At 74.3% G+C, this 20634-nt stretch carries 11 protein-coding genes; 3 read left to right on the top strand and 8 right to left on the bottom strand.

Annotated features, from left to right (window positions below):
• Positions 1 to 34: 34 nt before the first annotated feature.
• The 3 genes from ACSMXO_RS07605 to ACSMXO_RS07615 all read right to left on the bottom strand — a co-directional run bounded on the left by ACSMXO_RS07605 (position 35) and on the right by ACSMXO_RS07615 (position 11544).
• Complete coding sequence (locus tag ACSMXO_RS07605; protein WP_455417187.1) at positions 35 to 5512, bottom strand: non-ribosomal peptide synthetase/MFS transporter; 5478 nt, start codon at positions 5510 to 5512, stop codon at positions 35 to 37.
• A complete protein-coding gene (locus ACSMXO_RS07610; RefSeq protein ID WP_455417188.1) occupies positions 5509 to 10632 on the bottom strand; it encodes an amino acid adenylation domain-containing protein in 5124 nt (1707 codons plus the stop codon). Before ACSMXO_RS07610 ends, ACSMXO_RS07605 begins: the two co-directional genes overlap by 4 nt.
• A gap of 246 nt (positions 10633 to 10878) precedes the next feature.
• The gene (locus ACSMXO_RS07615) at positions 10879 to 11544 is read right to left on the bottom strand and encodes a TetR/AcrR family transcriptional regulator (RefSeq protein WP_346256117.1); all 666 of its coding nucleotides are present in this window, start codon (positions 11542 to 11544) and stop codon (positions 10879 to 10881) included.
• 163 nt (positions 11545 to 11707) lie between these two features.
• On the opposite strand from ACSMXO_RS07615, the gene ACSMXO_RS07620 reads away from it, so the two are divergent.
• Positions 11708 to 12952: a DUF418 domain-containing protein gene (locus tag ACSMXO_RS07620; RefSeq protein ID WP_455417189.1), complete on the top strand. Its 1245-nt coding sequence runs from the start codon at positions 11708 to 11710 to the stop codon at positions 12950 to 12952.
• Between the two features lie 119 nt (positions 12953 to 13071).
• On the top strand, positions 13072 to 13587 hold the full coding sequence (locus tag ACSMXO_RS07625; RefSeq protein ID WP_346256119.1) for a nucleoside-diphosphate kinase: 516 nt from the start codon (positions 13072 to 13074) through the stop codon (positions 13585 to 13587).
• Positions 13588 to 13739: 152 nt separating this feature from the next.
• Here ACSMXO_RS07625 and ACSMXO_RS07630 read toward each other — a convergent pair whose 3' ends face one another.
• From ACSMXO_RS07630 to ACSMXO_RS07645, 4 genes are read right to left on the bottom strand one after another with little or no spacing between them, the layout of a single operon-like run.
• Positions 13740 to 14360, bottom strand: coding sequence for a GTP-binding protein (locus ACSMXO_RS07630; protein WP_455417190.1), 621 nt, complete (start codon positions 14358 to 14360; stop codon positions 13740 to 13742).
• Positions 14341 to 14727: a DUF742 domain-containing protein gene (locus ACSMXO_RS07635; protein ID WP_346256121.1), complete on the bottom strand. Its 387-nt coding sequence runs from the start codon at positions 14725 to 14727 to the stop codon at positions 14341 to 14343. Before ACSMXO_RS07635 ends, ACSMXO_RS07630 begins: the two co-directional genes overlap by 20 nt.
• A gap of 9 nt (positions 14728 to 14736) precedes the next feature.
• A complete protein-coding gene (locus ACSMXO_RS07640) occupies positions 14737 to 15156 on the bottom strand; it encodes a roadblock/LC7 domain-containing protein (RefSeq protein WP_346256122.1) in 420 nt (139 codons plus the stop codon).
• 53 nt (positions 15157 to 15209) lie between these two features.
• Entirely contained in the window at positions 15210 to 17948 is a 2739-nt protein-coding gene (locus ACSMXO_RS07645) for a nitrate- and nitrite sensing domain-containing protein (protein WP_455417191.1), read from the bottom strand.
• Positions 17949 to 18307: 359 nt separating this feature from the next.
• Here ACSMXO_RS07645 and ACSMXO_RS07650 point away from each other — a divergent pair, with 359 nt between their 5' ends.
• A complete protein-coding gene (locus ACSMXO_RS07650) occupies positions 18308 to 18988 on the top strand; it encodes a GNAT family N-acetyltransferase (protein WP_455417192.1) in 681 nt (226 codons plus the stop codon).
• A gap of 30 nt (positions 18989 to 19018) precedes the next feature.
• Here ACSMXO_RS07650 and ACSMXO_RS07655 read toward each other — a convergent pair whose 3' ends face one another.
• On the bottom strand, positions 19019 to 20146 hold the full coding sequence (locus ACSMXO_RS07655) for a pectate lyase family protein (RefSeq protein WP_455417193.1): 1128 nt from the start codon (positions 20144 to 20146) through the stop codon (positions 19019 to 19021).
• Between the last annotated feature and the right edge of the window lie 488 nt (positions 20147 to 20634).

Genomic DNA, 20634 nt, shown 5'->3' on the forward strand with positions numbered 1-20634 from the left:
CAACCGGTCGACCGGGCGGGCCGGCGGGGGGTGGTCAGCGGGTCGGGCGGGCGTCGAACTCCCGTTGCAGCGCGTCGAGGTCGTCGTCGATCTCCGCTCCGGCGACCCCGTCCGGCAGGTCGTCCTCCAGCCGCCGCAGCGGCCGGTACGCCAGCCCCGCCGCGCTCCAGAGCATCAGCAGCGCGCCGGTGCAGACCAGCAGTACCGCGATGGCCCGGCCGGCGCCGTCCGGCACCAGCGGATCGACGACCCGTTCCGCGATCGCCGGCGCGGTGACGAAGCCCAGCGGCATCATCGCCGCGGCCAACATCTGATTGACCGCCAGCACCCGCCCCTGGAGGTCCTGCACCACCTTCACCTGGATGATCGAGATCCAGTGCGCGTTCAGGATCGACAGCGACGCCCAGTAGAGGAACAGCCCGGCCGCGACCAGCGCCGGCTCGGGGCGTACGCCCATCAGCACCGTGCCGAGGCCGACCGGGATGGTGAAGCCGACCATGCCGACCGCCAGCCGCCGGGTACCGCCCCAGACCACCATGGCCAGTGCGCCCACCGCCGCCCCGAGCCCGCCGATCCCGGTGACCAGGCCCAGGGTGGCCGGTGAGCCGAAGTCGAGCACCAGCGGGGTGACCAGGACCATCGCCACCGCCAGCAGGTAGTTCACCGGTACGTAGAAGACGATCATGACGATCATCGGGCGGCGCCGGGCGATGAACCGCCAGCCTCCGGCGAGCGCCCGGCCGAAGGTCTCCTCCCGGCGCCGGAACAGCCGGTCCGGGAAGCGGACCACCAGCAGCGTGCCGACCGCGACCAGGAAGCAGGCCACGTCCAGCGCGACCACACCGGGCAGGCCGAGCGCGGTGATCAGCACGCCACCGGCGAGCGGGCCGAGCAGCGTGCCGACCCCGGTGCCGAGGTTGGCCAGCGCGTTCGCCTGTGGCAGGTACGGCTTCGGCACCAGTTGCGCGGTCGCGGCCAGGTACGCCGGCCGCTGCACCGCCGTGGCGAGCGAGCCGACCGTGACCGCCAGCATCACCTGCCAGATCCGCAGCTCGCCGAGCCAGAGTTGCAGCGCCAGCGCGCCCATCGCGACGGCACCGGCCAGGTCGGCGCCGAGCATCACCCGCCGCCGGTCGAAGCGGTCGGTGACCGCGCCGCCGATCGGCGCGGCGAAGACCGCCGGGACCAGCGCCAGCATGGTGATCATCGCGAAGTCGAGCAGCCGGCCGGTCTGCTGGTAGACCCAGACCCCCAGCGCGAACGCGCTGAGCTGGCTGCCCACCATCGAGACGAACTGCCCGCCAGCGAGCAGTCCGAACGCCCGCAGGTTGCGCCGGGTCTCCGCCCGGGCCAGCAACTCCGTCCCGCCGGCCGCCGGCAACCTGCCTGCGCTCCAGGCGCGCAGCCGCGCGGCGACCAGCTCGCCCAGCCCGGTCGCCTGGTGCTTCAGGAAGTAGTGCCCGGCCCGGGGGATGGTGGCCAGCTCGACGCGCTCGGCGAAGGCACCCCACTCGCGGTACCGCTCGGCGTACAGCTCGGTGCTGCGGTCCCGTTCGCCCACCACGGCGAGGACCGGGGCGCGCAGCCGGGGTGCGTCCGGCTCGCCGAGCCGATCACTGAACCACGCCTCGGCGTCCCGGGCGTCGTGCCGCAGCGCCCGCAGCATGGTGGCGGTGTCGGCGGCCGCCTCCGGGGTGTCCGCGACGTCCTCCAGCCCGCCCATCACGGTGAGGAAGTTCCGGTACGCCCGGTCGGAGAGCCACCGGTCGGTCGGGAAGAGCCGGCCGATCCACCGGGACAGCCGGCCGGGCAGCCGGGCCATCGGGAAGCTCGCCCCGAGCACCAGCCCGACCACCTCCCGGCCGTCCCGTTCCAGCCGCTCGGCGAGCGCCAGTGCGGCGGCGGTGCCGACACAGTGGCCGTAGACCAGCAGCGGGCCGGGGACCGCGTCGAGTTCGGCGGCGCACCGGCGTACCAGGTCGGGGAGCGGGAGCAGCGGCTCGTCCGGGCGGGCCGGGTCGTGGCCGGGCAGCTCGACCGCGTACACCTGGGTGCCGGGGTGGGCGGCGGCGAGCGCCTCGGCGAAGGGCTGCAACGCGGCCGCCGAGCCGCCGCCGTACGGGACGCAGACCGCGGTCAGCGTTGTCGCAGTGCCCGGCGGCGGCCCGGCGAGCCGGTGCAGCAGCCCCGCCTCGGCGCCGCCGTCCAGCCCGTCCAGGTACGCCCCGAGCAGCGCGACCGTCCGGTGGGTGAACAGGTCGATCACCCGCAGCCGGGGGTCGATCGCCCGGGCGGCCCGGACCGCCGTGAACGAGTCGCCGCCGAGGGCGAAGAAGTCGTCGTCGGCACCGACCCGCTCGGCACCGAGCAGCTCGGTCCAGACGGCGGCGATCCGCTGCTGGGTGTCGCCGGTCAACGGGGTGTGCCCGGCCGCGACCGGGGCCGGCAGTGCGACCCGGTCCACCTTGCCGTTCGGGTTCAGCGGCAGCGCGTCGAGCACCACGTACGCGGTCGGGATCAGGTGGTCGGGAAGCTGCCCGTGCAGCGCGGTACGGACCGCCGCGACGTCGAGTTCCGCGTCCGGGTGCCGGACCAGCCAGGCCGCGAGCTGCCGCCGCGGCTCCTCGCCGACCGGCAGCACGTACGCGTCGGCGACCCCGGGCACGGCCCGGCAGGCGGCGGCCACCTCGCCGGGCTCCACCCGGTAACCCCGGATCTTCACCTGGTCGTCGACCCGGCCCAGGAAGTCCACCGTGCCGTCATGGCGGATCCGCACCCGGTCGCCGGTCCGGTAACAGCGTTCGCGGCCGTGCACCGGGTCGGGGACGAACGACGCCGCGGTCGCCTCCGGACGGTGCAGGTAGCCCCGGGCCACCCCGGGGCCGCCGACGACCAGTTCGCCGGGTACCCCGGCCGGCAGCGGACGTCCGGCCCGGTCCACCACGTACAGCCGGGCGCCGGCCAGCGGCCGGCCGAGCGGCAGGTTGCCGTCCCGCCGGGACTCCGGCACCTCGTCGGGGTCGCAGGCGAGCACGGCGACGGTGGTCTCGGTCGGACCGTAGTGGCTCTGCACCGCGAGGTCCGGCCGGGCCGCCCGGACCCGCGCCACCAGCTCCCACGGGCACGCCTCGCCGGCCAGCACCAGCAGCCGGCCGGGCAGCACCCCGGCCAGGTCACCGTGCGCGTCCAGCAGGCGGAGCTGACTGGGTACCAGCTTGAGCACATCCACCCGGTGCCGGCCGAGGTAGCCGGCGAGCGCGGCCGGATCCAGCGAGGTCTCCCGGTCCACCAGGTGCAGCGTGCCGCCGGTGACCAGCGCGCCGAGCAGGCAGGTCAGCCCGAGATCCGCGGCGGCGGTGGAGACGAGCGCGAAGGACGCCCCGCCGCTCGCCGCCGGGCCGAGCCGGTCGAGTACCGCCCGCAGGTAGTGCACGATCGACCGGTGCGGCACCGCGACGCCCTTCGGGGTGCCGGTGGAGCCCGAGGTGAAGATGACGTAGGCGAGCCGGTCCGCCTCGTCCGTCGCGCCCGCCGTCCCGTCCACCGGTCCGGCCGGCTCCGCCGTCAGGGCCGGGCCGGGGGGCGTGGCCGGATCCGGCGCGGGGTCGGGATCGGCGACGGCGCCGTCGACGAGTACCACCGGCAGCAGCCCGGCCCCGGCGGCGCTGCCGGAATCGTCGGCGAGCCTGGCCGCCAGCTCGGGCTGGGTGACCACGACCCGCCCGCGCACGGCGGCCAGCATGGTCCGCACCCGGGCCGCCGGATAGCCGGGATCCAGCGGGAGGTACGCCGCGCCGGCCCGCAGCGCGCCGAGCAGCCCGACCACCAGATCGGTACTCCGCTCGACCCAGACCGCCACCGGCTCGTCCGCGCCCACCCCGGCGGTCCGGAGCCGGCGGGCCAGCAGCTCCGCCCGGCGGTCCAGCTCGGCGTAGCTCAGCACGCCGTCCGGCCCCACCACGGCGGGTGCCGCCGGGCGCTCCGCGATCCGCCGCTCGACCAGCGCGGTGAGGGTGGTCGCGTCGTCGGTCCAGGTCGGCGCGGGCCCGGTGAGCAGCGGTCCCGGCACCGGTGCCAGCGGAAGTGCCGGTACCGGCCGGTCGAGGTCGGCGACCAGCCCGCCGAGCAGCGTGGTGAACCAGTCGACCAGGGCCTGCACCGTACTCCGGTCGAAGAGCGCACTGCGGTAGCCGAGCCAGCCGGGCAGCGGGCGCCCCGGCCCCGGGTCGACGACGTTGAGGCTCAGGTCGAGCTTTGCCGTCGGCGTGTCCAGCTCCACCGCCTCGGTGCGCAGGCCGGGCAGCCGGACCGCGCCGAGCGGGTCGTCGTAGACGTTCACCAGGGTCTGGAACAGCGGATGGGCGCCGGCCACCCGTTCCGGACGGACCTCGGTGAGCAGCTCCTCCAGCGACACGTCGGCGTGCTCGATGGCGTCCAGCACCGCCGTACGGGTCCGGGCCAGCAGCTCCCGTCCGGTCGGCTCGCCGGACAGCTCCGCCCGGACCGGCACCGTACGCACGAAGCACCCCACCACCGGCTCGGTCTCCGGGTGCCGCCGACCGGCGGAGATCATGCCGACCGCGAGGTCGTCGGTGCCGGCGAGCCGGGCCAGCAGCGCCTGCCAGGCGGCGAGCAGCACCATGAACGGGGTACTGCCGGTCTCGGCCGCGGCCCGGCGTACCCGGTCGGCGAACTCGGCGGGCAGCTCGACCGGTACCCGGTCGCCGGCCGACTCGGCCACCGCCGGACGGTGCCGGTCGGCCGGCAGCGGGAGTACGGCCGGCAGCCCGGCGAGCCGCTCCCGCCACCAGTCGAGGGTGGCGGCGGACCGGGCCGGGTCGGCGCGCCGCCGTTCCCAGTCGACCACGTCGGCGTACTGCAACGGTGCCGGTGGCACGGCCGGAGCGGCACCGGTCCGTACGGCGTAGCAGGCGGCCAGGTCGGTGACGATCAGGCGCAGCGACCAGGCGTCGACCGCGATGTGGTGGAAGGTGAGCGCGAGCAGGTGGTCGTCGTCGGCGAGCCGGTAGAGCACGGCACGGGTCGGCAGATCCCGGTCCAGCGCGAACGGCTCGGCGGCGGATCGGGCCAACCGGTCCCGGACGACCTCCTCCGGGCACTCCTGCGTGGACAGGTCCACCACCTCGACCCGGAGTTCGCCCGCCGGCCGCGGTACGCAGACCGGCACACCGTCGGAGGACTCGACGACGCTGCGCAGCACCGCGTGCCGGCCGACCAGGTCGACGACCGCCCCGCGCAGCGCCTCCGGGTCGAGCGGGCCGCGCAGCCGCAACCCGGTCGGGACGTTGTAGGCGGGGCTCTCCGGCTCGTACTGGGCGGCGAACCACATCCCGGTCTGGCTGCCGGAAAGCGGCACCGGCGCGTCCGGGTCCGGCCGGCGTGGGATAGCGGGCGCGGTCCCGGCCTGGCGGGCCCGGGCGAGCCGCTGTGCCAGCCGGTTCCGCAGCTCCTCGGCGTTGCCGGCGGCCGGCCGGGCCTCCACCCCGGTCACCGCCGCCACCCCTCGGCCACCGGGCCGGCCCCGTTCGGCGACGGCGTCGCGGGTGCCGGCACGGCCCGGGACGGCGGCGCCGCCCCGGCACCTCCGGCCGGCTCCCCGGGATGCGCCGGCTCCACCGGACGCGCCGGCTCCACCGGCTCCGACGGGTCGAGGTCGGCCTGGTCGTCGAGGGCGGCCAGGTCGGCGAGGACCAGCTCCTCGACCCGGGCGGCGTAGTCGGCCAGCCGGGGATGCTGGAACAGCAGCGGTACCGCGATGTCGCAGCCGAGCTGCTCCCGGAGCCGGCCGGTGAGCCGGGTGGCCGCGAGCGAGTGCCCGCCGACGGCGAAGAAGTCGTCGTCCCGACCGACCTCCGGGCGGTCCAGCACGACCGCCCAGAGTTCGGCGACGAACTTCTCCATCTCGGTGCGCGGGGGTGCCGGCGGTGCGGTCGGTCCGGCCGGGGCCGGCAGGGCGGCCCGGTCCACCTTGCCGGCCGTGGTCAGCGGCAACCGGTCCAGTACCGTCCAGCGCGGCGGGACCATGTAGCCGGGCAGCCGACTCCGGGCGTGCCCGGCCACCGACTCCGGATCGAGGCCCGGGTCGCCGACCAGGTAGGCCGCGAGGTAGGCGTCCGGCCCGCCCGGCTCGACGATCGTCACCGCCGCGTCGGCGACCGCCGGGTGGCTCCGGAGCACGGTCTCGATCTCCTCCAGCTCGATCCGGTAACCGCGCAGCTTGACCTGGGTGTCCCGCCGGCCGAGGTAGTCGAGTACGCCGTCCGGCCGCCATCGGGCCAGGTCACCGGTGCGGTACCGGCGGCCGCCCGGTGCGTACGGGTCGGTGTCGAAGGCCGCCGCGCTCAGGTCCGGCCGGTTGCGGTAGCCCCGGGCCACCCCGGCGCCGCCGATCCACAGTTCCCCCACCACGCCGGGCGGGGCGAGCCGGCCCGCCCGGTCGAGCACGTAGAGCCGGGCGCCCCGGATCGGCCCGCCGATCGGCACCGGGCCGGCGATCCCGGGCGGGATCGGATGGCAGGTCACCAGGACGGTCGCCTCGGTCGGCCCGTACCCGTCGAAGAGCTGGCCGACCACCTTGGTCAGCTCGTCGGCGAGGCCCGCGTCCAGCGGCTCCCCACCGCTGATCACCCGGACCTCCGGGCCGCCGCGCCAGCCCGCCGCCAGCATCAGCCGCAACGTCGACGGGGTGACCAGCATCGCCGTCACCCCGGTCGCCTCGACCCGGGCGGCCAGGGCCGGACCGTCGACGGCGGTGTCCCGGCCGACCACGACGGTCCGGGCCCCGACCATCAGGGCCAGCCACAGCTCGAAACAGGAGAGGTCGAAGGAGAGCGGGGCGACGGCCAGGAAGACGTCGGCCGGGCCGTACCCGGGATCGTCGCGCATCGCCGCCAGATAGCCGGCCAGGTTGCCGTGGGTGACCTCCACGCCCTTCGGCCGCCCGGTGGAGCCGGAGGTGTAGAGCACGTACGCCAGCGAGTCGGCGGTCGGCATCGGCGGCAGCGGGACCCCGGCGGCGGCCGGTACGGCGGTCACGTCGACCAGCCGGACTCCGGGCAGCCCGGCGACCGCGGCGGTGGTGGCCGGGGTGACCAGGACGAGTCGTACCCCGCCCTCGGTCGCCTGGTGCCGGAGCCGGTCGACCGGCTGGTCCGGCTCCAGCGGCAGGTACGCGCTGCCGGCCCGGAGTACGCCGAGCAGCGTCGCCGGCAGCAGGTGGTCCCGGGGCAGGCAGACCCCGACCGGCGCGTCCGGCCCGGCACCGAGCGCGACCAGGTGCGCGGCGACCCGCTCGGCGTGCGCGGCGAGGCCGGCGTAGTCGAGGGTGCCCGCCGGGCCGACCACCGCGACCGCCTCCGGGGTGGCGGCCGCCCGCGCGAAGATCGCCGGCAGTACGGTCGGCGGGGTCTGGGCCGGCACCGGGCCACCGTCGCCGACCCGCAGCAACCAGCTCCGTTCCGCGTCGTCGAGCAGCGGCAGTGTCGAGACCGGCCGGTCCGGCTCGGCGACCGCCGCGCCGAGCAGCCGGAGCAGCCGGTCCGCCATCCGTTCCCCGTCGGCGGCCTCGAACCGGTCGGTGTCGTACTCGACGTGCAGTTCGGGGCCGTCCGCGCCGGCGTTGACGTAGACGGTCAGCTCGTTCTGCGCGGCGGCGGTGTCCAGCTCGCCGAGCAGGCGTACCGTGCCGCCGTCCTCGGTCACCTCCATCGGCAGGTCCTCCGGCTGCACCGAGAGCACCACCGGGGTGAGTCCGGCACCGAGCGGGCGTACCACGCCGGTGAGCCGGGGCAGGTCGCCGACGGCCACGTCCCGGTGCGCCAGCACCTGCGCGGTGTTCGCCGCCACCCGGGCGGCCAGGCCGGCGAAGGAGGGGTCGTCGGCGCAGTCGACCCGGACCGGGAGCACATCCATCAGCGCGCCGATCAGCCGGTCCAGCCCGGGCCGGTCGCGGTTGGCGGCGGCGACGCCGAGCAGGGTGTCCGGCCGCCCGGTGAGCCCGTCCAGGAGCACGACCAGGGCGGCGGCCCACATCGCGTACGGGGTCAGCCCGTCCCGCTCGCCCAGCGCCGCGATCCCGGCCCGCAGCCCGGAGTCGATCGGCCGGACCACCCGGCGCCCGGCGTGCCGGCTCGGTCCCCGCCGTGGCTTACCCGGCAGGTCGTACGGCGGAACGACACCGTCGAGTGTGGATTCCCAGAACCTCTCGACGGCCGGTCCGGCGCCCGATCGGGCCCGTTCGTCCGCGACCGCCACGTCGGAGACCTGCACCGGCAGCGGCGGGAGTGCGGCAACGGGATCGGTGCCGGCCCGGACCGCCGCCAGGGCGACCGCCAGGTCCCGCATCAGCACACCGATCGACACGCCGTCGAACCCGGTGTGGTCGACCGCGATCGCGAGTTCGGCCCGGTCCGGCCCGGTCCAGAGCACGCCGACCCGGATCATCGGCACGTCGCCGGCCAGCTCGAACGGCTGGGCCGCGAAGCCGGCGGCCAGCCGGCGCCGCTCGTCGTCCGGGCGTGGGTCGCCTCGGCGCCCCGGCGCCGCCGAACCGGTGGGCCCGTCGCCGGTGGACGGATCGTCCGCCGTGCCGGCTCGGCCGGTGGCGCCGTCCCGGTCCGTCAGTTCGGTCACCGGCACCGGGACGGGCGGCGACACCACGGCGTACGGGCCGTCGTCGCCGTCGAGGATCCGGGTGCGCAGCGACTCGTGCCGGACCACCAGGGCGGCCAGCGCGGCCCGAAGCTGCTCCACATCGACCAGCCCGGTGACCGCCAACCGGAGTCCCACGGTGGAGGCCCACGGCGTGCCGGTCACCTGGCGCAGCATCCAGAAGACCCGCTGCATGTCGGTGAGCGGATGCCGGTCGCGGTGCTCCCGGACCGGCACCGGCCGGGCCCGGTCCGGAGCCAGTTCCCGGGCCAGCTCGGCCACGGTCGGCGCGCCGAGGAACCGGCCGAGCGGCACCGCGACCCCGTGCTCGTCGGCGACCCGGGCCAGCAGCCGGGCGGCGGCCAGCGAGTGCCCGCCCAGCTCGGTGAAGCGGTCGTGCCGGCCGACCCGGGACACCCCCAGCACCCCGGCCACCAGCCGGGCCAGCCCGGCCTCGGTGTCGCCCTGCGGCGCGACGTACGCCTCGTCGTCGGCGCGGGCGAACTCGACCTCGGGCAGGGCGGCCCGGTCCACCTTGCCGGTCGGCCCGAGCGGCAGCCGGTCCAGCACCGCGATCCGGGACGGGACCATGAAACCGGGGAGCCGCTCGCGCAGGTACCCGGTCAGTTCCGGCTCGGTCACCGGCGCGGACGGCTCGACGTAGCCCACCAGCCGGCGGGTCCCGTACGGGTCGACCGGGGCCAGCACCACGGCGGAGCGTACGTCGGGGTGGCCGGCCAGCGCCGCCTGCACCTCGCCCGGCTCGACCCGGAATCCGCGTACCTTCACCTGGTCGTCCCGCCGGCCGACGAACGCGTACCGGTCGTCGTGGTGCCGGATCAGGTCGCCGGTGCGGTAGTGCCGCCGGCCGTCCCGCTCGACGTAGCGTTGGGCGGTCAGCTCGGGCCGGTGGAGGTAGCCGGTGCCGACCCCCGGGCCGGCGATCCACAGCTCCCCGGACTCGCCGTCGGCGACCGGGCGGCCGTCGTCGTCCCGGATCGACAGCACCGCCCCGGCGATCGGCCGACCCAGGCAGGGTTCGCCGCCCGGCGGTACCTCGTCGGCGAGTACCGCGGTGGTGGTCTCGGTCGGCCCGTAGATGTTGACCACCCGGCGCAGCCCCGGGTTGGCGTACGCCCGGGCGCAGAGCGCCGAGGTCAGCACCTCGCCGCCGAAGGTGACGGTCCGGACCCCGGCCGGCAGCGCGCGGCCGAGCAGGACGGAGAGTGCGGACGGCGGCCCGCAGAGCATCGTCACCTCGTCCCGGGCCGGCAGGTCGGGCAGTGCGAAAACGGTCTCGGCCAGGATGACCGTGCCGCCGGTGACCAGCGGCGCGAAGATCTCCAGCACCGAGAAGTCGAAGCAGACCGAGGCGCCGGCCAGGCTGCCCCGCAGCTCGTCCGGGCCGTACGCGCTGGCGGCCCAGCGCAGGAACGCCATGGTGTTGCGGTGGGCCAGCGGCACTCCCTTGGGCCGCCCGGTGGAGCCGGAGGTGTAGAGCACGTACGCCAGATCGTCGGGTCCGCCCCCGACCCGGCGCCGGACCGGCTCGGCGGGCAGTTCGGCGACGTCGAGTAGGCCGACGCCGGCCGTTGCCGCCAGGGCGGTGCTCGACTCGTCGCAGACCACCAGGCGCAGCCGGGCGTCCTCGGTGATCAGCCGGAGCCGGTCGGCGGGATAGCCGGGATCGAGCGGCACGTACGCCGCGCCGGACTTGAGTACGCCGAGCAGCGCCGGGACCAGCCAGGCGGTCCGGGGCAGGCAGACGCCGACCAGATCGCCCCGGCCGACGCCCCGGGCACGCAACGCCGAGGCGACCCGCTCGGCGCGGATGTCGAGATCGGTGTAACTGAACCGATCCCGGTTCACGACGAGGGCGGTCGCCGTGGGCGACCGCCCTACCTGTGTTTCGAACGCCTCGTGGATGAGTCCGGCGGGTGCCTGCTCGGCCTGGAGCGACAACGGCGTCCCCTTTCGTTCGCCAGCAACGGTTCACGTCTGTGGCGGTGACGGATGCCTCGCCGTGGTGGTGACCACGCCGGCCGATCTTTACACAACTGGACCAGCGCCGAGTGGCCGTGCGACAACGCTGGGCAACCGGCAGCAAACCGGGAAAGTGCGGCGTCGCCGTACCGGAGACGGGTTATCGCCATTCATTCGGCTATCGGTCGCATTGGCGCCCCGCCCGGTGCGCCAATGCCTCGGCGTCTACCGTGGCCCGCCGTCAACCGTCGCGCGGACCCGGGCCGCGGTCCGAGGGCCGGCCGGTCTGATGCCGACGGCGGGCAGGATCGCCTGGTCCACGATGGCGGCGAGCACCTCGTCGCCCGGCAGGTGGTCGTTGTCGGTGCTGTACTTGAGCACCAGCGCCTCGCCGATGTCCATCACCACCGGGGTGAGCAGCGCGGGATCGACCTCGCCCCGGGTGGCGTAGTGCCGCAGGACGGTACTGGTGAAGGTGCCACCCCGGGCGTCGAAGACCCGGGTGTACAACGCCGCCACCAGGTCCGGGTGGCGGTGCCGCTCCATGATGATCGCCACCACGGCGGTGGCGGCCGGGGTGGTCATCCAGGCGACGAGCTGGCGCAGTGCCCGGATCAGGTCGCCGCGCAGGTCGTCCGCGCCGGGGGACGGTACCTCCTGCGGGTGCGCCTCGTGCAGCGCGTCGAGCAGCAGTTCGCGCGGAGAGGACCAGCGCCGGTACAGCGACGTCTTGGCGGTGGCGGCCTCCTTGGCGATGCCTTCCATGGTGAGCCCGCCGACGCCGACCTCGGCCACCTGGCGGAGCACCGCGGCGTGGATGGCCCGGACCAGTTCGTCGCCGCGCCGCCGGGTCCGCCGCTCCGGCTCCGGGCCGGCTTCCTTCTCGCGCATGCTGCCTCTCCATTAAGAAACGCTTGCGTATCTTATCTGTCGTAGGTTAGATACGTATCCGTAGCTAATCGTCGCAGTCGACTCGGCGATTCTGCCGTCCGCCGGCCGATCCCGGCCTGTCGCGACCTGCCCTGCCCACATTCCTGGACCAACGGGGGGAACCATGTCCAGCCTCTCCGGCCCCACCGACCTCGGCGCCCCGCCCCGGACATCCGGGCCGCCGGCCGTTCGATCCCTCGCCCCCGACCTCGCCCGGGGGGCGATGCTGCTGCTCATCGCGCTGGCCCACGCCCACATGTACCTCTACGGCCACGAGACCCTGTTCCGGGGCTACCGCACCGACGGCGGCACCCTCGACCGGGTGGTCGCCGGGCTCCAGGTGCTCCTGGTGGACGGCCGGGCGCTGCCGATGTTCGCCGCGCTCTTCGGCTACGGGATGGTCCGGCTGGCCGACCGGCGCGCCGCGTCCGGCGCCGACTGGCCGGAGGTACGCGGCCTGCTCCGCCGACGCAGCCGCTGGCTGATCGTGTTCGGCTTCGTACACGCGCTGCTGCTCTTCTTCGGCGACATCCTCGCCACCTACGGCCTGCTCGGGCTGGTGCTGGTCGGCATGCTCCGGGCCCGGGACCGTACCCTGCTGTGGGTCGCCGGGCTCTGGACACTGGTCTTCGTCGCGGTCTCCGTCGTGCCGCCGTTCGGGATCATCGAGAACGGTTCGACACCGCTGCCAACCGGTTACGACTCCCCACTCGCCGCGATCGGCCCCCGGGTCGGGACCTGGGCGGTACTCGCCCCGATGCTGGCGCTGGACGTGGTCACCCCGATGCTGCTCGGCATCTGGGCCGCCCGGCGCCGGCTGCTCGACGAGCCCGGCCGGCACCGGCGACTGCTGGCCCGGGTCGCGCTGGGCGGGATCGGCCTCGCAGTGCTCGGCGGTACCCCGCTGGCGCTGATCGACGCGCGGGTCTGGACGGACTGGAGCGCCGCCAGCGCCGTACCGGCGTACGTCCTGCACAGCCTGACCGGCATCGGCGCCGGCCTCGGCTACGCCGCGCTGGCCGGCCTGGTCGCGCACCGGCTCGGCACCGCACCGGGCCGGCGCGGTACCCCCGGCCCGGTGGTCACCGCGCTCGCCGCCTGCGGGCAGCGCTCGCTCACCTGCTACCTGCTCCAGTCGGTGGCGTTCGTGGCGCTCTTCTCGCCCTGGACCGGCGGGCTCGGCGGGCGGCTCGGTGACGCGGCTGCCTCGGCGGTGGCCCTCGGCGTCTGGCTCGGCACGGTGCTGCTCGCCGAACTGATGCGCCGGGCTGGGCGGCGCGGCCCGGCCGAGGTGCTGCTCCGCCGGCTCAGTTACCGGCACACCCCGCTGGCCGCCGCCGGCCAGACCGGGCCGGCGACCGGGCGGTAGCGCCGAGCCGGGTGAACCGGGCCGACTACTATCGTGCTCTCAGCGGCCTGTCGCTGGAGCGGGCGCCCGACGGCCAGGTGTCGGGCTCCCGGGCGTCCAGCTCGTGGAGGCCCGACCAGATGATCGAGGAAGGGGCCCCGGTGGCGGCCATAGAACGTACTCTTGTCCTGCTCAAGCCCGACGCGGTCGCGCGGGGGCTGACCGGACGCCTGGTGCAGCGCTTCGAGGACGCCGGCCTGAAGATCGTCGGCATCAAGATGAAGCAGATGGACGCGGACTTCACCCGCCGGCACTACTTCGACCTGGAGGAGCGGTTCGGCAAGGGCGTCTACGACGCCACCGCCACCTACATGCAGCAGGGGCCGGTGGTGGCGCTGCTGCTGGAGGGTGTCGAGGCGGTGGCGAACGTCCGCCGCATGATCGGCCCGACCTTCCCCGGGCAGGCGGCGCCGGGCACCATCCGGGGCGACTTCGCGCACATGTCGAAGGCGTACGCCGAGGCGACCGGCAAGGCCATCGCCAACCTGGTGCACGCCTCCGGCAGCGTCGACGAGGCGAAGTACGAGTCCGAGCTCTGGTTCGGCGCCGACGAGCAGTTCGACTATTCGGGCCTCGCCGAGCGGTACGTCTTCTGACCTGCTCGGTCAGCACCCTCCGCCGGGGCGGCCCGGCGGAGGGTGGGCCCGGGTGTGGCTGGCGGGACGTCCGGCCACGGCGGGGGTGCGACTCGTCCGCGCCGTGGCGGACGAGTGCACGACGGGGCCCGGGAACCGTCCCGGGTGGCGGCTCAGCCGGTGGCGGCCGGCGACATCGCCCGGTGGCTGCGCATCGCGTGTTCGAGCACGGCGATCAGCACCTCCTTGCCGGACTCCCGACTCCGGGCGTCGCAGAGCATGACCGGTACGCCCGGGTCGAGGCTCAGCGCCTGGGTCACCTCCTGGAGCTGGTACTGCCGGGCGCCCTCGAAGCAGTTGACCGCCACGATGAACGGCGTGCCGTGCTTCTCGAAGTAGTCGACCGACGGGAAGCAGTCGGCGAGCCGGCGGGTGTCGGCGAGCACCACCGCGCCGAGCGCGCCGAGCGCCAGCTCGTCCCAGACGAACCAGAACCGGTCCTGCCCGGGTGTGCCGAAGAGATAGAGCACCAGGTCGTCGTTGATGCTGATCCGGCCGAAGTCCATCGCCACCGTGGTGGTGGTCTTGGCCTCCACCCCGGAGAGGTCGTCGACGCTGACGCCCTCCTCGGTGAGGAGTTCCTCCGTCCGGAGTGGACGGGTCTCGCTGACGGCGCCGACCAGGGTGGTCTTGCCGACGCCGAAGCCTCCCGCGATCAGGATCTTGACGGCGGTCGGCATCGGTTCGCCGGGCGTCGGAGTCCGGTCGGCACCGTCAGAGTGCGCGTAGCCCATTTATCACCTGTTCAAAGATGCTGTCATCGGTCAGGACCGGTGCCGGCCGTGGCTCGAACACCCGGACGAGCTGTCGTTCGAGCAGATCACCGAGCAGCACCCGGATGGTGCCGAGCGGCAGGTCCAGGTGCGCCGCGACCTCGGCGACCGAGAGCCGCCGCCGGCAGAGCGCGACGATCGCCAGGTGTTCCGGCCCGAGCCCGATGTCCTGGGCGGAGACCGTCCGTACCGTGCTCACCTGTGAGATCAGGTCGAACTTACCGGTCACCGGTCGGGCTCGACCCCGGGTCACCGCATAGGGCCGGACCACCGGGCCGGCGTGCTCGTCGACCCAGTGGATTTCCGGAGGCTCCTCGTACTCGGTCATGGCCGGGAGTCACTGCCGTCGGACCGGCGCGTCGGGTGCCCGGCTGCTCGACGCGAGGTACTTGCCGGCCCGGGTGACCAGCATCGCCATCTCGTACGCGATCAGGCCGACGTCCGCGTCCTCGGACGCGAGTACGGCCAGACAGGCGCCGTGCCCGGCCGCGGTGACGAAGAGGAACGCAGAGCGCATCTCGATGATGGTCTGCTGCACGGGCCCGCCGCCGAACCGCTTGCCGGCACCCCGGGCCAGGCTCTGCACGCCGGAGGCCACCGCGGCCAGGTGCTCCGCGTCGTCCCGGTCCAGCTCCCGGGACGAGGCCATGAGCAGCCCGTCGACGGAGAGCAGGATGGCGTGCTGGGTCTGTTTCACCCGACTGACCAGGTCGTCGAGCAACCAGGTCAGGTCGAGGTTCGACGCTGTCTTCTGCACGGGTTCGTCCCTCTCTCTACCGGTGATATCGCCATCTCGGACACGGTGCGCGGTCAGCCCTCGGGCGGAGCCGATCCGGTGCCGTCGTCCAGCGGGCGCGCGGCGTCGGACCGTCCGCGCCGGGTGCCCGATTGATAGGAACTCATCATCCGGCGGATCTGTTCAGGAGTACGGGGGGCGTGGTCCTCCGCCGGCTCCGGTTCGGTCCGGTCGTCGCCGTCGCGCAGCGGCGCGGCGAGGTTCGCCTGCCGGACCCGGACCGGCAGCCCGGACGGAGTCAGCGAGGCCGATCCGCTCGCCGGACCCGGCCCGGCCTCCGGCGAGGGAGAGCCCGCCGGCCGGGACGATCCGGTCCCGGCCGGCGGGGCGCCCGTACCCGGCCGGGCGTCCGGCGACGCCACATCGGACGGCCCGGTCGCCTGCCGTGGGGACCGGGAGGCAAGTCCGGACCGCGCCGTCGGCTCCGCCGGTCCCGGGAGCGCCGCCGGCCCGCCAGATTTCGGGAGCATCGTCGACCCGGCCGACCCGGGGAAGGCCGTCGCGTCCGGCTCCGCCGCGCCGACCTCGGGCCGGGTCGGGGCACGGTCGGGCCGGAGGGCCGGAAGGTCCGGCGACGGCGGTGCGAGGCCCGGGGCCGGTGGCGCCAGGTCGGGCTTCGGCGGTGCGCCCGCCGGCCGCCCCGGTGTGTCGAGCGGGCTCCCGGCCACGGGCCACTCGACAGCCCGGCGCGACTGCTGCGCCGGATCCGGCTCCAGGCCCCGGTCCGGGCGTTGTCCCGGCTCCGGCCCGGGCGGGAGTACCGACTCCCGCTCCGCCAGGCGACCGATCTCCCGCCCCGGCGGTCGCCGTACGCTGCCGCCGATCGCGCTCGCCGCGAGTCGCTCGACCGGCATCGAGCCGGTGGTCGGCTCGCCCTCGGCGCCCCGGTCGGTGATCAGGTTCAGCGGGAGGAGCACCACCGCTGTGGTGCCGCCGTACGGCGACTCCTTGAGCCGGACCCGTACGCCGTGCCGCTCGGTGAGCCGGCTGACCACGTACAGGCCGAGCTGGGCGGCGCCGCCGGTGAGGGTGAACTCGTGCTGGGTGGCGATCCGCTCGTTGGCGGCGGCCCGATCCTCGTTGCTCATGCCGAGCCCGCGGTCCTCGATCTCCACGGCGTAGCCGTTGGCGACCAGTTGACCGCTGACCTGCACCCCGGTGTGCGGGGGAGAGAAGGAGAGCGCGTTCTCGACCAGTTCCGCGATCAGGTGGATCACGTCGCCGACCGCCCGGCCGGCGAGGTCCACCGCGCCGACCGGTAGCACGGTGACCCGGGCGTAGTCCTCGACCTCGGCCACCGCGCCCCGCAGTACGTCGATCATCGGGACGTTCCGCCGCCAGGCCCGGCCCGGGGTCGAACCGGAGAGCACGATCAGGTTCTCCGCGTTGCGCCGCATCCGGGTGGCGAGGTGGTCCACCCGGAACAGGTCCTCCAGCTCCTCCGGGTCGTTCTCCCGGCGCTCCATCGCGTCCAGCAGGGTGAGCTGCCGGTGGATCAGCGCCTGGGTACGCCGGGCCAGGCTGAGGAAGATGTCCCGTACGCTGCGGCGCAGCTCGGCCTGTTCGACCGCGGTCCGTACGGCGGTCTCCTGGGCGACGTTGAACGCCTGGGCCACCTGCCCGATCTCGTCCGGGCCGGCCTCCAGCGGCGGTGCCTCCGTGCCGACGTCGACCCTTTCGCCCCGGCCCAGCCGGCCGACCAGGTCGGGCAGCCGCTCGTTGGCGAGCTTGAGGGCCGCCTCGCGGAGCCGTTCGAGCTGGCGCACCATCGACCGTGCGGTGTTCACCGAGATGACGACGGCGACCAGGCCGAGGATGGCCATGATCAGCATCCGTACGATGGTCCCGATGGCGCCGGGCGTGGCGGCCTTGACCACCTCGTCGCCGCCGGCGATCTGCAACCGGAGCAGCTCCTGCAACCCGGGGTCGATGGTGTCGCGCCATTCGCCCGCCGGAACCGCCGGGCGGCCGTTCGGCCGTCCGTTCAGGACGATCCGGTCCTCGGCCGCGCGCAGCCGGGCGAGCGGTCCCTGCTGGAGTGCCTGGCGGTAGCGGTCCTGGTCGGCCCGGGGCAGGTCGGCCATCGCCTCGTCTGCGATCAGCCGCCCGGTGCCGATGAGCTGGATCACCCGGGCGTGCTCGGCCGGGCTGATCCGGTTGGCGGCGTACGCCCCGGCCAGCAGCGCGTCGGTCTGGGAGGCCAGCTCCCGCGCCTTGGTGAACCGGATCAGGTTCTCGACCCGGCGGTCGATGTCGCCGGCGTCGAGGTTGCCCAGCGAGCCGTACATCCGGAAGATCGTGTCGATCGCCTCGGTGAACGCCTGCGCGGCGGCCAGCCGGTCGATGCGGCGGGCGTCGATCGCCTCCCGGACGGCGGCCAGCCCGTCGAGCTTGGCCAGTGCCTCGTCGACCCGTCGCTCCAGTTCCGGCCGCGCCGCCAGCTTCGTGAACCAGGTCTGCGTCTCGGCACGGAAGATCGCCACGTCCGCGCGTACCTTGCGGCGCTCGGTCTCCAGCGGCTCCCGGGCCGGTGCCTCCGGTGCACCGAGGTAGCTCAGCGAGATCCGCCGCTCGTTCTGCAGGTTCAGGATCAGCGGTTCGCTCGGGGCGTACACCTGGGCCTCGAGAGTCTGCACCCAGACCAGGTTCAACCCGTCGCGGAGGGTGACCCATGCGCCGAATGCCCAGAGCGCGGTCAGGGTGACCAGCAGGGCGACAACCTTGGTACGCAGGCGCGAAGCACGAAAGCCCATTACACCGTCCCGTGCCGGTCGAAGGCCGAATGATCGACTACTCGCCATGTTCTGGCGTCGCGGGCGCCCTGGGTCGCATCCACGATCTTTGAGTACCCGGCGCACGCTAGCAGCGCCCGGTGTGATGCCTCAACCCCCGGTTTGAACGAAGATCGCCTTTTTGGCCCCTCCCGGGCGGTTGGCCTGCTGATCAGAGGCTGACCGTGGCTCTGCCCGTCCGGGTGTGTCCACTCCGGCCGGTCCCGCCGCCGGGATCGCCCCCGGCATCGGCAGGGGGCCGGATCCCATTGATAATCTTCGTTGAGATTGGGTTGACCGGGCGGGCCTGTCGGGGCCGGAAATGGATCGGGGGCGGGTGCATGCTCGACCAGCGGCTGCATCACCATCTGGTGACCTGGCTGGGCCAGTGGCCGGCCGGTGGGTCGCTGGACGTGGTCGGCTCCGAGCGCCGGATCCAACCGGGCTGGGACGGTGAGCCGCATCCGGTCGTCGGGGTCGGCAGCCCGCTCGGGGTCGTACTCTCGGTGCCGCCGGCCCGGGCCGCCGCCGTACGCGCGCTCGGCGCCCGGCCGATCGCGGCGCTGCTGGCCGAGTTGCCCGCCGTGCTGGGCCTGCCCGGCTGGGCGGGCTACCGGGCGGTGTTCCGCTACACGCTTGCCCCGGCACCGCTGGCGGAGCGTGGCGAGTGGGTCGACGCCGCGGATCCGGTGGTGCCGCCGTGGCTGCGGCCGTTCGGCGGCGAGGTGCTGGTGGTGCGGGACTCCGATGGCGGCTACCTCGCCGGGGTGGGCATCAAGCGGCACGACGGCTACGGGCACGAGATCGCCGTCGGCACCGAGCCGGCGGGCCGGGGCCGGGGCCTGGCCCGCGGGCTGGTGGCGCAGGCGGCCCGGCGGGTGCTGGACGAGGGCGCGGTGCCGACGTACCTGCACGATCCGGGCAACCTCGCGTCGGCCCGGGTCGCCGAGGCCGCCGGGTTCGACGACCGTGGCTGGTCCGGCTACGGACTGGAAAGGGCGGTCCAGCCGACGGCCTCGTGACCCGGGTCTGTCTGATCAGGACGGTGGAGTTCAGCCGCAGACCTTGCCCACCCCGACTCCGCCGGAGACCGTGCCCGGCACACTGGCCGGCGGGTCCACGGTGTACGGATAGAACCCGCGCGGCTCGACCACGGTGCCGGCGGTCTGCGGGGTACCCGAGTTGACGTAGACGTTGTTGCGCTCCACCACCCGGCCGGGGCCGCTCTTGTCGTATCCGACGTAGATCGGGTGCGCCACGTTCTCGAAGTAGTTGCCCTCGACCATCAGGCCGGCGTCCTCTGTGGAGGCGATGCCGTAGAGCGCGTTGTTCCGGTAGTAGTTGTTGAACACGTGCACCGGGTCGGCGAACCGCACCCGGGGATGCCGCTGGTCCGTACCGTCGAAGAAGTTGTGGTGGTACGTCACCCGCAGTTTCCCGACGTCGGCGGTGTACGTGTCGGAGTGGCCGACCAGTGACGACTTGCTGTGGTTGTGGAACCTGTTCCAGGAGACCGTCACGTAGTCCGACTCCCGCTTGATGTCGAGCAGGCCGTCGTATCCGTCGGAGAGGTCGTTGTGGTCGATCCAGACGTGGTGGGCCTTGTTGGTGACGCTGATCGAGTCGTCCTCGGCGCCGGTGAACCGGATGTTCCGGATGATCACATTGTTGCCGGGCCGGGTGGTGGAGCCCATCTGGAGGCCGCCGCCGGTGATCTCGGCGGTGCTGCCGACACCGAGGATGCTCTTGTTCGCCACCACGGTCACCATGTCGTCGAGCTGGATCCGGCCGGAGATCCGGATGATGTGCGGCCCGGGACGCCCGGCGTAGTCCTCCAGCGCGGCGGCGCTGGTCACGGTCACCGTCGGTCCGCCCGCGCCACCGGTGGTGCCGTTGAAGCCGAGGGCGTTGACCGAGGCGAACCCGATCGGGGCGTCCGTACACAGGATCGTCGCGTTGCCCGCCGGACCGGTCCGGTCGAACGGTCCGGCCTGGGCCGGCCCGGCGGCGCCGGGCGAGGCCAGCGCGAGTACCCCGACCAGCCCGGCGGCGAGCCTGGACCGGTACCCGGCGGCTGGACGCCGACGGGTGGCGGGATGGGACGGGAGGGTGGGCGGCCGGTGGGCGGCCCACCGGGAGGTGGGTCCGGGGCGCGGGTCGCCGAGGCGTCGAGGTGTCATCTGCGATCTCGGTTTCTCGATACGCGTCGCCACCCGGGCGACGCGGGCGTGGCGGAGACGGGTGGGGGAGTGCGCGGTGCGCTCGGGGTGGTGGTGCCTCCGCCCGGGTGGCCGGACGGGCCGGGCGGAGGCGGGAAAGCGCTTTCCTGATCCTCACCATAGATCCCCCACCGACGTTCGTCAATGAAGCCCGGCATCGGTCAGTAACCGGGAGGTCCCGCCGGATCGCCGTCATCCGCGGACCGTGGACCCGCGCCGGGTCCACGGTCCGCGTCCTCTCCCAGGCCGAGGTCCAGTGGTGACGCCGCTCGCGGTGCTGGTAACGCTACGTATCCACTCCGGATACGACAACCCTGCGGCGGCCTCGTCCGAACTGGCCGTTCGGCGGATTTGACCTGGTATGGAGCACCGCATCCGGTGGCCCGTAGTTGTCAGGCTGGGATCCGCCGGCGGCCCGGTCAGGGACAGGTCACGGGATGCCGGCGTGA

Source organism: Plantactinospora sp. DSM 117369 (genome assembly GCF_053764795.1).

Bases quoted from the DNA above. Each gene is read 5' to 3' on its own strand.
- ACSMXO_RS07615 (WP_346256117.1), bottom strand. From the start codon at position 11,544: ATGCGCGAGAAGGAAGCCGGCCCGGAGCCGGAGCGGCGGACCCGGCGG.
- ACSMXO_RS07620 (WP_455417189.1), top strand. From the start codon at position 11,708: ATGTCCAGCCTCTCCGGCCCCACCGACCTCGGCGCCCCGCCCCGGACA.
- ACSMXO_RS07625 (WP_346256119.1), top strand. From the start codon at position 13,072: ATGATCGAGGAAGGGGCCCCGGTGGCGGCCATAGAACGTACTCTTGTC.
- ACSMXO_RS07630 (WP_455417190.1), bottom strand. From the start codon at position 14,360: ATGGGCTACGCGCACTCTGACGGTGCCGACCGGACTCCGACGCCCGGC.
- ACSMXO_RS07635 (WP_346256121.1), bottom strand. From the start codon at position 14,727: ATGACCGAGTACGAGGAGCCTCCGGAAATCCACTGGGTCGACGAGCAC.
- ACSMXO_RS07645 (WP_455417191.1), bottom strand. From the start codon at position 17,948: ATGGGCTTTCGTGCTTCGCGCCTGCGTACCAAGGTTGTCGCCCTGCTG.
- ACSMXO_RS07650 (WP_455417192.1), top strand. From the start codon at position 18,308: ATGCTCGACCAGCGGCTGCATCACCATCTGGTGACCTGGCTGGGCCAG.
- ACSMXO_RS07655 (WP_455417193.1), bottom strand. From the start codon at position 20,146: ATGACACCTCGACGCCTCGGCGACCCGCGCCCCGGACCCACCTCCCGG.